The sequence below is a fragment of the Mesorhizobium sp. M6A.T.Cr.TU.016.01.1.1 genome (assembly GCF_003952585.1).
Taxonomy (GTDB): domain Bacteria; phylum Pseudomonadota; class Alphaproteobacteria; order Rhizobiales; family Rhizobiaceae; genus Mesorhizobium; species Mesorhizobium mediterraneum.
This window is the reverse complement of record NZ_CP034452.1, coordinates 3,414,693-3,427,822: the sequence shown is the minus strand read 5'-3', so window position 1 is coordinate 3,427,822 and position 13,130 is coordinate 3,414,693. Positions and strand designations below refer to the sequence as shown.

General features: G+C 58.6%; 11 protein-coding genes and 3 pseudogenes. 8 read left to right on the top strand and 6 right to left on the bottom strand.

Features of this window, described 5'->3' with window-relative positions; all coding sequences use genetic code 11:
* Nucleotides 1-2 precede the first annotated feature (2 nt).
* The 5 genes from EJ075_RS16540 to EJ075_RS16520 form a co-directional block, all read right to left on the bottom strand.
* Complete coding sequence (locus EJ075_RS16540; protein ID WP_126105020.1) at nucleotides 3-1,436, bottom strand: NAD-dependent succinate-semialdehyde dehydrogenase; 1,434 nt, start codon at nucleotides 1,434-1,436, stop codon at nucleotides 3-5.
* 193 nt (nucleotides 1,437-1,629) lie between these two features.
* Nucleotides 1,630-2,556, bottom strand: coding sequence for a LysR family transcriptional regulator (locus EJ075_RS16535; protein ID WP_126105019.1), 927 nt, complete (start codon nucleotides 2,554-2,556; stop codon nucleotides 1,630-1,632).
* 133 nt (nucleotides 2,557-2,689) lie between these two features.
* On the bottom strand, nucleotides 2,690-3,601 hold the full coding sequence (locus EJ075_RS16530) for a CoA ester lyase (RefSeq protein ID WP_126105018.1): 912 nt from the start codon (nucleotides 3,599-3,601) through the stop codon (nucleotides 2,690-2,692).
* A 136-nt stretch (nucleotides 3,602-3,737) separates the two neighbouring features.
* Nucleotides 3,738-4,889 carry a CaiB/BaiF CoA-transferase family protein gene (locus tag EJ075_RS16525; protein ID WP_126105017.1) on the bottom strand — a complete coding sequence of 384 codons (1,152 nt, stop codon included), beginning with the start codon at nucleotides 4,887-4,889 and terminating at the stop codon, nucleotides 3,738-3,740.
* Between the two features lie 15 nt (nucleotides 4,890-4,904).
* Nucleotides 4,905-6,158: a methylaspartate ammonia-lyase gene (locus tag EJ075_RS16520; protein ID WP_126105016.1), complete on the bottom strand. Its 1,254-nt coding sequence runs from the start codon at nucleotides 6,156-6,158 to the stop codon at nucleotides 4,905-4,907.
* A gap of 535 nt (nucleotides 6,159-6,693) precedes the next feature.
* Between EJ075_RS16520 and EJ075_RS33695 the strand changes: the two are divergent.
* The 8 genes and pseudogenes from EJ075_RS33695 to EJ075_RS16490 form a co-directional block, all read left to right on the top strand.
* Nucleotides 6,694-6,996, top strand: a pseudogene (locus EJ075_RS33695) (transposase); the annotation flags it as partial.
* Nucleotides 6,894-7,550, top strand: a pseudogene (locus EJ075_RS34020) (transposase); the annotation flags it as partial. The pseudogenes EJ075_RS33695 and EJ075_RS34020, both read left to right, overlap by 103 nt.
* On the top strand, nucleotides 7,498-7,692 hold the full coding sequence (locus EJ075_RS34015) for a transposase (protein WP_281033424.1): 195 nt from the start codon (nucleotides 7,498-7,500) through the stop codon (nucleotides 7,690-7,692). The pseudogene EJ075_RS34020 and the gene EJ075_RS34015, both read left to right, overlap by 53 nt.
* An 82-nt stretch (nucleotides 7,693-7,774) precedes the next feature.
* On the top strand, nucleotides 7,775-8,041 hold the full coding sequence (locus EJ075_RS33685) for a helix-turn-helix domain-containing protein (protein ID WP_245457936.1): 267 nt from the start codon (nucleotides 7,775-7,777) through the stop codon (nucleotides 8,039-8,041).
* Nucleotides 8,005-9,309, top strand: a complete 1,305-nt coding sequence (istA, locus tag EJ075_RS16505) for an IS21 family transposase (protein WP_348627378.1) — start codon at nucleotides 8,005-8,007, stop codon at nucleotides 9,307-9,309. The genes EJ075_RS33685 and istA overlap by 37 nt, the downstream gene beginning before the upstream one ends.
* A 15-nt stretch (nucleotides 9,310-9,324) precedes the next feature.
* Complete coding sequence (gene istB, locus EJ075_RS16500; protein ID WP_126105014.1) at nucleotides 9,325-10,080, top strand: IS21-like element helper ATPase IstB; 756 nt, start codon at nucleotides 9,325-9,327, stop codon at nucleotides 10,078-10,080.
* A gap of 149 nt (nucleotides 10,081-10,229) precedes the next feature.
* Nucleotides 10,230-10,414 (top strand): annotated as a pseudogene (locus tag EJ075_RS33680) (IS256 family transposase); the annotation flags it as partial.
* 275 nt (nucleotides 10,415-10,689) lie between these two features.
* Nucleotides 10,690-11,073 carry a transposase gene (locus tag EJ075_RS16490; protein ID WP_126105013.1) on the top strand — a complete coding sequence of 128 codons (384 nt, stop codon included), beginning with the start codon at nucleotides 10,690-10,692 and terminating at the stop codon, nucleotides 11,071-11,073.
* 816 nt (nucleotides 11,074-11,889) lie between these two features.
* Here the strand turns inward: EJ075_RS16490 and EJ075_RS16485 are convergent.
* On the bottom strand, nucleotides 11,890-13,116 hold the full coding sequence (locus EJ075_RS16485; RefSeq protein WP_126105012.1) for an acetyl-CoA carboxylase biotin carboxylase subunit family protein: 1,227 nt from the start codon (nucleotides 13,114-13,116) through the stop codon (nucleotides 11,890-11,892).
* Nucleotides 13,117-13,130: the final 14 nt, after the last annotated feature.

Here is a 13,130-nt window from a genome sequence, read left to right as displayed (position 1 = left end):
TTTTATCCAAATGAACCGAGGCCATTGACCATTTTCAGAATCTGGAAGCTTCGCACCCCCTGCTCGCCGCCTTCATATCCATAGCCACTTTGCTTGACGCCTCCATAAGGGGCATCCGCGGAAACCCCTTTCAGGTAATTCACACTAACAGCGCCCGCAGAAAGACCGCTGACAAGCTTCTGTTGCGTATCGGCCGCGCCAGTAAACAAGTAGGCGGCCAGACCGTACTCCGTGGCGTTGGCTTCATCGATCGCCTCTTCGATCGTATCGAAAGGCGCCACAGTGAGGATCGGTCCGAACGGCTCTTCATGAAGCACTGTCGCTTCCTTCGGTACGCCCGTCAGGATGGTTGGCGGCCAGTAAAATCCCGGTCGGTCAAGGGGGATGCCACCGATCTCGATGCGGGCGCCGCCTTCTACCGCATCCTTGGTCAGGCGCTGCATGGCCTCTATTCGCCGCGCGTTTGCCATTGGCCCCATTTGCGTTGCAGGGTCATCCGGTGGTCCGATCCTGATTTTTAGGACCGCCTCCGTAATCCGGAACAGGAATTCCTCATAGCGGGATCGGGCGACAAGAATCCTGCTGGGCGCATTACAACTCTGGCCCGCGCACTCGAATTTGTATTCCGAAATAGCCGGTATCGCCTTTGCCAGATCCGCATCTTCGCACACAATAACCGGGGAATGTCCACCGAGCTCAAGGATGCAGCGCTGCAGATTATTCGCGGCCAGCGTGGCCAGCTGTTTTCCAACAGCGGTCGACCCCGTGAACGTCAAGACTTTCACAATTGGCGAACTGAGCAGATGCCGCGATATATGCACAGGAACACCGAACACCAGGTTGACCACGCCTTCCGGTATCCCTGCTTGACGCAAAGATTCCACGATATGGACAGCCACGCTTGGCGTCTCCTCGGCCCCTTTGAGGATCACCGGGCAGCCTGCCGCCAGCGCGGGGGCGAGCTTGCGGGCGATGAGAACGGCCGGATAGTTCCACGGCGTAAAGGCAGCGACGACACCGAGCGGCTCCGGGACGATCATCCTGTTCGGGCCTAACGGAATCGGGACCGATAGCTCATCGGCATGCCGGCCGTTCCATTCCAGCGTTTCGACTGCGCGAGCGTATTCCCCTGTCGCTTCGGCAATCGTCTTTCCCTGTTCGGACGACAGGTCCCTGGCTGCGACGCCAGCCTTCTCTGCCAGAATGCTAGCGGCAGAGACGAGGATCTCGCCACGCTCTTTGGCGGATCGGGAAGACCACGCCTTGCGGCTGCGTTCTGCCGAAGCAAGAGCTTCATCCAAGTCCGAAAGCGTAGCCGAGGCTACCGAGGCAAATACCTTCTCCGTCGCCGGGTTGATCACCGGCAAAGTGGCTAGGCTACCACCGGCTCGCCATTTGCCATTAATGAAGAGCTCGTAGCTCTTGGCGTCGGACATCGCGGGCACCACTTGACTGTTTCTTGCCGTACGAGCGCGGTTTCGATATCGAAACTGCTGAACTCGCTTGAGCCAGTTTCATCGCGATGGTCGCGGCGGGTCAAATATCGATTAGCGCCTAAATCCATCTGGAATCCAGATCGAATGTTCCGATGGCATGGAAGTCATGCCGTTGTTTACAGATCGATGGTTCTCAGGTCGCGTCAGGAGCCGATGCTACCCAGCCCCGGCTCTCAATCAATTCTCTGGCGACCTTCGGAATGAGCTTGCGGACCGCAGAAACGGCCGCAGAGCGCTCATCTTTGGGATTTACAGCAAGCACCACGGAGCGGGTAATCACCGGATCGACGATCTTGACGGTCCGGACCAGCCCTTGGGAAGCTTCTTTCTGAACCGCAGACGGGGCGAGAATAGAATGCGCTTTTCCCTCTACGACCATGTTGATGATCGTTGAGAGGGAGTCCACTTCAAACTTGACGTCCAGCGCGCAACCGTGTTGTGCGACGACATCAGCCACCGAACGCCTGACATTGTTGTTGCGCATGGGAACCGCCAGGGGGAATGCATGCAGGTCGGCCAGAGATATCGCATCTTCAAACGGTGGCTCGCCGGACGGAACCACCAGACAAAGGTCTTCGCGCGCTAGCACCGTCATTCGCCCCACACTGTCTGCGGTGCGGTACAGAACCGCCAGATTGAAGCGTCCAGCCGCCATCCATTCCTCTAGCGGTCCCGTCATACCCTCGACCATCTTGAGGGACACCTTGGGCAGTTCGTTTCTCACCGTCTCAAGCAGCGGACCGCTCAGGACGCGAGCAGCTCCAGACGGAATGCCAATAGTCACCTCCCCGGCAGGGGAAGCGGCTGTGTTGGTCAATTCCACCTCGGTAAGTCGAATTTCTTTGAGAATTGCCCGCGCCCGCTCGAGCAGTTTGGCTCCTGACGCCGTCACGCTCACGCCGGTCCTGTCGCGTATCAGCAGCTGAGTGCCGAAGCCTTCCTCCAATTGGCGTACATGCAGACTCAGCGCACTCTGGGCGACATTCAGAAAGCCAGCGGCCTTCGTGAAACTGCCTGCTTCGACCACGCCAACGAAGTATCTTAACTGCCTGATTTCCACGGGTACTCTTCCGAGGGCGGACTGCAATTGACGTAATCTATCTTGAAACATGATGGCGCGACAGCAATAATTGTGCCGAGCTGCTGACGCTTGCTGTCGTCGTCCCAGTCTTGTTGATCAACCCGCTGAGGACTCAAACGGTCAACTCGGCGCCCGGATCCGTCGCGATGATTTCTCGGGCCCTTCGAATAACCGGTGGATCGACCATCTTTCCGTCCAATGCGAACGCGCCTCTGCCTTGCGCCGTCGCATCTTTTTCCGCCGCGAGGACACGACGGGCCCACTCGAGTTCCTGTGGGCTTGGTGAGAAAGCCTCATTGAATATGGCAACCTGATTTGGATGGATCGCCAAAGCTCCGGTAAAGCCAAGCCGCCGCGCATGGGCCGCGGCCTCACGAAGTCTATCATTGTCTGAGAACTCGCTGATACTTCCTATGAAACCAAGCGGTAGCAAGCCAGCGGCGCGAGCCGCAAACAGAACGGAAAGATTCGGTGTCAAAAGAAGGTCGAATTCCGGGGCACCGCCAACAGAGGCACTGAAGTCTTCAGGACCCAGCGCCATTGCAACCATCCTAGGATGGGCCGACGCAATGGCTGAGAGACTTTGCAATGCTGCCGCAGCCTCGATCTGGGCAAGGAACCGGATTCGACCCAGCGCAAGGTTTCTTTCTCGTTCAAGTTCCGATACCGCATTCGCGATCTCTACTACCCACGCTGCCGAATCCGTCTTCGGAAGGACAAGTGCATCAACACCCGCCACTACGGCTGCATCGAGATCGGCCGCCAAGGCACGCAAACCGCGATTCACGCGAACTAAAACACATGCGCCCCTGCCGCCCACCTTTGCCACGGACGCAGAAAGCTGGCGCCGTGACTCATCTTTTTGATCCTGGGGAACGGAGTCCTCGAGATCGAGTATGACGCCATCTGCCCCGCGCTCATGAGCCGCCTCCACAAAGCGCGGAACATGAGCGGGAACGAAGAGCAGAGATCTCCAGCGGGGAGCAGCCATCGGGCTTTCAACGGCCTGAACGGCGTCATTCATGAAATCGCCTTTGCGGTCGATTCTAGCGCGGGCGCAGTCAGTGAGCTTGCTGGGCGGCCGTGGCACTCGGAGCGGCCCAGACTAGGTATGCACTCCGTAAATCGTGATCGCGCTCCCCTCCCGACAACAGGCACGCTCATGCTGACGCGGCTCTTGCGCGCAAACCTGCTCGAACCTCCTCGCGGACAGCCTCCGTATGCGCACCAAGGCCCGGAACTGGGCGCAGCGAGGGGCGCTCAGAGTTGAAGATCGCCGCCGGGGCGATCGTCTCTACCGTTCCTTCAGGTGTGCCAATCTCAACCCTGCGAACATGTGGATGCCTTGAAATGTCCGCCACTTCGTTCAGTCGCCCATATGCCAAACCGGCCGCCTCAAGCTCCTGCATTGCTTCGTGGCTGGACAATTTGGAAAATCGTCTTTCAACGATCTCATCAAGTTCCTCACGGTGACCCAGGCGCTCCATGTTGTCGGCGAAACCAAGTGCACGAGTGAGCTCAGGTCGCTTCAGGAATTTCTCGCAGAAATTCACCCATTCCCGATCATTCTGGACGGAGAAGATGACGTCTTTGCCATCGGAGCAGCGATAGGCACCATACGGCGCCAGTGAGGGGTGTTTCACGCCCGCGCGTACCGTCTGGTAGCTGCTGTAGTCGTGCTGAAGAACCGGCACATTCATCCAGTCTGCGACGGCATCGAACAGGGACACCTGAATGCTAGCCCCCTCGCCAGTGACCTCGCGATGATACAGAGCCTGGAGTATGGCGCTATGTGCTGTCATACCTGCCGAGATATCGCAAACCGACACCCCTACTCTGGCGGGACCCTGTTGCGTACCGGTGATCGCACACAGACCAGTTTCGGCTTGGACGATGAGATCATAAGCCTTGAGGTGAGAAAATGGCCCACCCTCCCCAAATCCCGAAATGTCGCAGGTGATTAGCCGCGGAAAACGGCGACGCAGATCCGCAGATCCGAAGCCGAGTTTTTCGATGCTGCCTGGCTTCAGATTCTGGATAAAGACGTCAGCAGCAGCAACAAGCGTGTCCAGCACGGCACGGTCCGCCTCCAACTTCAAATCCAAGCATACTGACTCCTTACCTCGGTTGAGCCAAACGAAATAGGCGCTTTGCCCCCGCACTAACTTATCGTATTTCCGGGCAAAGTCTCCCTCAGGCCTCTCAACCTTGATCACCCGGGCGCCTGCATCGGCAAGACGAGACGATGCATACGGTGCAGCAACGGCCTGCTCCACAGCTACGACGTTGATCCCCTCAAGAGAGTTCTGCATGCAACACCGCGCTCTTCATCCAACATTTTCGTTTTGAGCCCGACGACGATTCAGCATCGCCAGCAACCGATTCTGTTCATTGCCCACGATCGAGAATGCCTCGTCGACTCCCATTCCAGGCTTCGCAAGCATCATGTCTGCCTGGGTCGCCACCGATATGTGGACGGAAGCCTGGGCAGAGAGATCTGTCTCCGTACAGCTTCCTCCAACGTACGCGCCTACCTTGTTCTCCTTACACAGGAGCACAGCACGTGCCGTGTCAGCCAATGAGCCGACATCAGGCGTCTTGATTTGAATGAGATGCGCGGCCTTCGCTTCGGCAAAGAGCCGAATATCCTCAAGCGTGTTGCACCTTTCGTCCACGACAATGCGAGCGGTGGAACCCCGGTTGTCCAAAATTGATACGATGTTGGCGTAGTTCTCAATTTGAGCTTGCGTCGAACCAAAATCCGCCGGGGACTCGACATTGACGGTGAAACCCGGAACAGTATCGGCGACCCTGCAGATAAAGTCGGCGATGAGTTGCGGCTCCAGGCCGATTTCCTGGCCGATCCAGCCATACACATCGAAATGCAGCACCGGATGATACCCCGGGCGGCCAATTTGGCGCGTCCGCGCCGCAACCCACTTCACGAACTCCATGAAGGCCTGGCCCTCGACGCCGAATTTCTGCCGTGAGTTGATCAGGCCGTGGGGAAGCACATCCACGGCTCTCAAAATCATCTTGTCGACGTTAATTTCGCGAACATCGCCGCTCTGGCAGTAAATCGGGACCCTACGCGTCGGCAGCGGCAAATCAAATTCGGCACATATGACCTCTGCCATCGTCTTTCGGCGAAGATGGGCCACCGCTCGGAGCAGCGCTTGGCTGACCCCATACTCAACCGCGAGGGGTAGCCGTTTATGTTTGTGAGGTTGGAATACATGGCCGCATGCTTCCAGGTAGCGAGACGCATCAACATCGAGAAGCCGCGGCGCAACGACGCGTGACGTTAAATCCGAAATTTGATCGACGTCAAACAGCGAATCGCGTCCGCCAGCACCAGAGTATTGGACGCCCATCATGTCGCCCCAGACAACGCTGTCTTCGGACAGGACAAGCCCAATGCTGAGCGACAATGCTGGATGCCGAATGAAATCGAAACCAGGCGTTATCGGTTCGCCGACATACAAAAAGCCGTCCTGCACCGCGCCGGACCGAATGGCGGCCTGATCGTCATAGAAAAATGCTCCATTGCCAAGCGCGACAAGCACTTCTTTGATCTGCACTTTATTCCCTCGATTTGTCGGACGGCGTTGACGTGGGGTGCAGTTCTGTATGCGCCTCTGCCCTTGAGTTCGCCAATATAATGTTCCGGGCGGTACCATCGCGTTCTCAGATGGCCGACGGCTCCATGGAGCTCTGCAGCAGTCTTTTGAAGCGCGCGGAGTAGTGCCAGAAGCAGACGCCGCTATCAGAACCCCTGACCATCGCCTCCATGCGCCGGTGGTACAGCCAGCTTGGCGCGCTCGACGTCCCTCCTAACGCCAGGACAGAATAGGTCCGCGTGTTGTGTAGTTAAGTTGCGGATCATTTTAATTTCCACGTCCCCCAGGTGGTGTAGCTCGGCGGTAGCGAAGCCGCTCGCGAGCGCTCCCTCGATAGCGCTGTAGCGAGCGAGCGGCTTTGCGGTAGTCATCGACGGTTCGCCGGTAAGGTCGGGGTTGCTGGCCAACATGGTACGAAGGAACCATCGATGACAGACGACATTATGAACTGCGCGCGCTCGTGGAGAAGACTCCGGACTGCGATCTCTTGCGCGAGATGATTGGCTTTGCCACCGAGCGGCTGATGGAGCTGGAGGTTGCGGCTGCCACCGGCGCCGCCTATGGCGAGAGGAGCCCGTTGCGCACGGCCCAGAGCAACGGCTATCGCGAGCGCGACTGGCAGACGCGCGCCGGAATCGTCTGCGCATCCTCAAGCTCAGGAATGGCTCCTATTTCCCCGGGTTTCCTCGAACCACGCCTCCGCATGGCCGAGAAGGCGCTGACCGCCGTCATCCAGGAGCCTACGTCCAGGGTATCTCGACCCGCTCGGTCACGATCTGGTCAGGCCATGGGCATGAGCCGCATCTCCAAGAGCCAGGTCAGCTGGCTGTACGAAGATATCGACGGCAAGGTCAAAGCGTCCTTCAAAGCCCCATCGAGGGCGACTCGCCCTACCTATGGATCCACGCTACCTACCTGAAGGCGCGCCGCGGCGGTCGGATCGTCTCAGTCGCCGTGTTCATCGCTGTCGGCGTCAATGCAGACGCCCGGCGCGAGGTGCTGGGCATGAAGGCCGGCACCTCTGAGGCCGAGCCGATCTGGACGGAGTTTCTGCGCAAGCTGACCCGTCGCGGCCTGCGCGGCGTCAAGCTCGTTGTCTCCGATGCCTATGAAGTCATCAAGGCGGCCGTGCCAAGGTGCTGTGCGCGACGTGGCAGAGGTTGCCGCGTCCACTTCAGTGAGGAACGTGTTGGCCATGCGGGTAGAGCGGGCGCCGCGTCGTCGCCACGCCTTCGCCTAGGAAGCGCCCGAGGCCGCAAGCACGCAGTGGCGAGCCTTCGCCGACCAGATCCGACCGAAGGTGCCGCGAAGGTGCCGAAGCTGGCGACAATCATGGACGACACCTTTCCCTAAGGAGCACCGCGCCAAGCTGCTTTCGACCAACCCGATCGAGCGCCTCAATGGCGAGATTGCGGATTCCGATGATTTACCGGACGGCATTCCGATCAAAAACCGGACGCGATTCCGAGAATTAGCCGGACGCGATTCCGATTAAATACCGGACAGTTTTGAAGCCTGGATAGTGCCTTTGGGTCAGCAACCTGGGCATGCATTTCCTCACGGTAGAGGAGAGACGCATGCCGAAGAGAAGAAGGCTGACCATGAGACAATTGAGACAACTGCTTCGACTAAGCGCGGACGGCATAAGCGTTCGCGACATTGCCACCATGCTTGGGATTGCCCGCACCACGGTGCAGGACAACATAGAGCGAGCGACTGCCGCTGGCCTTTCCTGGCCGTTGCCGGCGGAGCTGACTGAGATGTTCTCGAACATCGGCTCTTCTCCCGTCAGGGCGTCAAGCAAGGGATACGCCGACGCATCGAGCCTGACTGGGGCGCGCTGACCGTCGAACTGAAGAAGCCGGGCGTGACGCTGTCGATCCTGTGGGAGGAGTATCGGGCCGTTCATCCCGATGGTTACGCTTATAGCAAATTCTGTGATCTCTTTAGAGGCTTCGAGCGGCGGCTGACGCCGACGATGCGCCAGGTGCATGTCGCCGGAGACAAGGTGTTCGTCGACTATTCCGGCAAGAAGCTGCCGATCGTGGACCGCAAGACCGGCGAGATCCGCGAGGCCGAGATCTTTCTCAGGGTGCTCGGCGCGTCGAGCTACACCTTTGCCGAGGCGACCTGGAGCCAGACCCTGCCGGACTGGATTGGCTCGCATGTGCGCATGTTCCGCTTCTTTGGCGGCGTCCCGCGCCTGATTGTTCCCGACAACCTGAAGTCCGGTGTGAACCGAGCAAGCTTTTACGATCCGGAGATCAACCGCAGCTTCGGCATGATGGCTTCTCACTACGGTGTCGGCGTTCTGCCGGCGCGACCGAAGCGACCGAAGGATAAAGCCAAGGTCGAAAGTGGAGTCCGTTTCGCGCAGAGCTGCATTCTAGGCCGGCTGCGGAACCAGACCTTCTTTTCCCTGGACGAAGCCAATGCCGCTGTCCGAGAGGCTGTCGAGCGGATCAACACCCACGTCATGCGCCGACTGGACCAGTGCCGTCGCGACCTGTTCGAGACGATGGAACGGCCAGCGCTCGCCGCACTACCAGCCGAGGAATACGAGTTCGCCGAGTGGCGGCTGGCGCGAGTATCGACAGACTATCATGTTGAGTTCGAACGCTATTTCTACTCCGTGCCACACAGCCTCATCCGAGAGCAGGTGGATGTCCGGGCAACGAGCCGAACGATCGAGGTCTTCTTCAAGGGCAAACGCGTCGCTGTCCATCAGCGGCGCTATGGCGGGGCCCGTTTTGGAACCGATCCGGACCACATGCCCAGTTCGCACCGCCGCTACGCGGAATGGTCGCCCGAGCGCTTCCGGCGCTGGGCTCGTTCGATCGGTCCACAGACCGAGGGGCTCGTCATCGCCATTCTTGCCAGCCGGCCGCATCCGGAACAGGGATTCAGAACATGCCTCGGCGTTCTCAAGCTCTACCAGGCGATCGACACGGCGCAGGCCGAAGCCGTTTCGGCCCGTGCTCTCGAGATCGGCGGCCTGAACTGTAAAAGCAACAGCGCCCTCATCAAATCCCACAAAGCCTCGAGGCACACCGCCGAACCTGCCGCCGTCGGCGAGCACGCCAATGTTCGCGGCCCTGGCTACTTTCATTAAGGAGATAATCAACAAATGCTGACCAATCCCACCATCGACATGCTGCGCGAACTCGGCCTTTCCGGCATGGCAAACGCGTTCCAGGAACTGGAGACGCAGCCGGAGGCAAGAGCGCTCCAGCATGGCGAATGGCTTGCCCTCTTGCTCGAACGGGAAGCGACAACGCGCCGTCAGAAGCGCTTCGAGGCCAGAGCGCGAGCCGCCAGACTCCGTCATGACGCCCAGATCGAGAACGCTGATTTCCGCGCAACTCGCGGTCTCGATCGCAATCTCTTCATGAAGCTGACGACATGCGACTGGATCAGGCAGCGCCATAGCTTGCTCCTGATCGGACCAGCCGGCGTCGGAAAGAGCTGGCTGGCCTGCGCGCTCGGCCACAAGGCATGCCGCGAGGATCTCTCGGTTGCGTACCACCGTGTGCCGCGCCTCTTCGCCTCGCTCGCCCTTGCCCGCGGAGACGGCCGTTATGCGAAGCTGCTCAAGAGCCTGGCCAAAACGGACTTGCTTATTTTAGACGATTGGGGGCCGGAGAAGCTCAACGACGAACAACGCCGCGATCTCCTGGAAATTGTCGAGGGTCGCTACGAGAAGCGTTCCACCATCGTCACAAGTCAAATTCCCGTGGATCACTGGTATGACATGATCGGCAATCCGACCATCGCCGATGCCGTTCTGGACCGCCTTGTTCACAACGCCTATCGCATCGAACTTTCCCGCGAAAGCATGCGCAAACACAAGGTCCTGCCAGTCCCAGACACAACTCCCGCTTGACCGAAAACGAGTTCGTCGACAAATATCGATAAGACCCAGAGGCGCCCTAAGCCGTCCGGCTTCGTCTTGGAATCGCGTCCGGTATTCTATCGGAATAGGTGTCCGGTTTCGTCTCGGAATCACTGTCCGGAATCATTGGAATACGCAGCGAGATCAAGCGGCGCACCCAGGTCGTTGATCTTCCCAAAGAATGACGCCTCGTCTGCCTGGTTGGCCCAATCCTGCTCGAACAGAACGACGATCGGCCGTGCAGCGCGCCAGATACATGACGCTGGAAACCATCAGCCAAATGAGCGATGATCCTCTCATCAGCCTGCCAGCCCTGGCACGCTGATCAGCCCGGCGCTATGCCGGAGAGTGCAGCGACCAAGTCGTCAGCTACACCCCTCCCTGGGACACGATCCTATGGAGGGAGTCAGGTCCGTCGCTCCGTGGTCGGGGTCATTGTTGTCTTGGGAGCAGGAGCTCGCTGCCCTGAAGGCGCGGTTGGGCGGGTGCTTCCTCGTCGTGAGCTGCCAGAGACGGTCGCAAGTTCCTTGACGGTCTTCTTTCGGGCGTGAACGCAAGACGGGCTGGTTGACCAGTCCGGAGCGGAGCGCATCCTATCGGATGCAATCGCTGTTGGGGCGCAGCCACTGGGACGCGGATCGGCTGCGAGACGAGGTTCGCGATTATGTAGTGGAGGCGTTGGGCGATGAGGATGGCGTCCTGATCTTCGATGAGACAGGATTTGCGCATAAGGCGATCGTTCCACCGGTGTTGCGCGTCAATACTCCGGGACGGCGGGTCGGATTGAGAACAGCCAGATCGGCGTACGCTACGGTCAAGCTCTGGTCGATCATCGACTACCTGTCGGAGAGCTGGACAAAGGATCGAGCGCGATGTGCCAAGGCCCCGATACCGGCGACGGTCGAATTTGCGACCAAGCCAAGGATGGCGCGCCATGGTCAAGGCGGCGCTCGATGCGGGCGTCCCATGCGCTTACGTTATTGACGACGCTGTCTATGGCCGACAGTAGCCTTCGCCGGATGCTGGAAGCTCGCGAGCAGCCCTATGTCCTGGCGGTTCGAGGCGCTCACTTCATGCGCCGTGGAGGATCGTCCGTTTGAGGGAGCTGGCTTCGAGCATTGGCTTCTGGTCCGCCGCAAGCGATCGACAACCGCAGAAAATGCGTACTACTGGGTCTTTGCCCCGCTCGGTTCCTCCTTGGCCGAACTGGCGGCAGTGGCTGGCCTAGTGCTTTGAGCGCTCCAAGGATGATCTCGGACTTGATCTTTGCGCGGCTCGGTCCTGGCGGATGGCATCGCTACATGAGCCTGTGCATGGCCGCCCAGGCGTTCCTCTCCAAGCTATCGGCTGACTTCGGCGCAGCGCATAGGGCAAAGCGAACGAAACGAGCCCAAAGGAGCCAATCGCCGCCTGATTCGAATGACTGCACTCGTCCCGAGCGTCCCCGCGATCCGCTATCTCCTCGCCCTGATCCTCATCTTCTTATCGACACAAAGCCCTTCATTATCGCCTGGTCGCTATGGCCGCGGCCATCATCCGTCATTACAAACAATATCCGCAACTTAGTATTAAGCGGCATGTTTTAAGTTGGCGCATAGCCGGCCTCGACCAAGTGATTTCCGCATTCGCTTGACGTGACAGTGCCAAGGAGCCCTGCGATACAGGCATTTCCCTTTGCAAGTCCATCGCAAGCCTCGCCACAGTTAAGATCAAGGCTACGCCGCTACCCCGTCGTCGCACCTTCCTCGAATGGCCGAATCTTGACGCTCGTACGAAACAGAATGGCGAAGATTACTTTTCCTACTCGCCTTGAGTCGGAGATGGAACGATCGACCAGGAGATTAGACTTACGGCATGCTGAAGAACTGCAGCAGTCTCGGCAAGCGTGGGTGCAACGGCCAAAACATCCGCAATTGTGTCTCGGTAATCGCCCCTTCTGACAATCGGCGACTTGGGTTTAATAAACAATTTGATTTCGGCAACACCTGTCGCAGCAGCCGCACGACTAACATCAATCCAATCGAGGATGCCATCGCGATCAGGAAGTAGAGACCGAGTGGCCGCAGTCCAGGAGTGCTTCCTTCGCAAATCACATTCATCGCCGGTGACAAGCTTGATGTGCTCGGTAACGAGATCGATCCCGTAAGCCAGCTGAACCGGTTCAGGGCCGCCAAAAAGACGCGGATTGACTTCAATGACAACTGGACCACGCTTGGTCCACCGGAGTTCGATCGTCGTCGGCCCCCAGCCAAGGTCGAGAGCTCGCAGACAACTCGACGAAACATCGGCAATCCGTTCTTGCTCGTCACCACTGAGCGGAGCCGGGAAGATGCTCTCACGAAATACGAAATGCGGTGGTGGGCCGAATTCAGAAACCTCGATACCAATGAACCGGCTTTCCATAGTATGGGCGCTAAAAAAGGGACCCTGTGCGAACTCTTCGACCAATATCCTAGGCGAGGACCGCCATTCATGCTTCCCGCTCAAAAGATAGGTCGTGTGTTCCGCCAACTCATCGGCATTGCGGCACAATCGGACACCGATGCTGCCGCTACCGATGGCTGGCTTAAGCACCACAGGCAGGCCGATCTCAGCGGCAAAGCATTCAGCCTCCGCTGCATTCGCTGCCAAGCGATAAGCAGGTATTGGAATGCCGGCCTCCGCGAGGACCTGGCGTTGAGCGAATTTGTCACAGCATCGTTCAATCGATGCAGGGTTCGGTCCAGGTAGATCGAAATACTGACAGAGCTTGCCAACTGTCGCAGAGATCGACTCGTCGTTGCCCGCAAAGCCAGTGATGCCAGCGATCTCATAAGTCGCACTCAGCTGGGAACATTCGCGAATCAGCGCATCGAGATCCTCTGTATCGACACGAACTGTTTCATTTCTATCCTCCGCCAGGTATTCGTACTGAGCTGGATCTGTCGACAAGGTAACGGGATGAAGGCCAAGATGCCGAGCCGCTTGGACGTAGAGCGGACCATTACCCCTATGACCTTCCACCAGAACGAGCGCTCTTCTTGACATTGGCTGCGGACTCC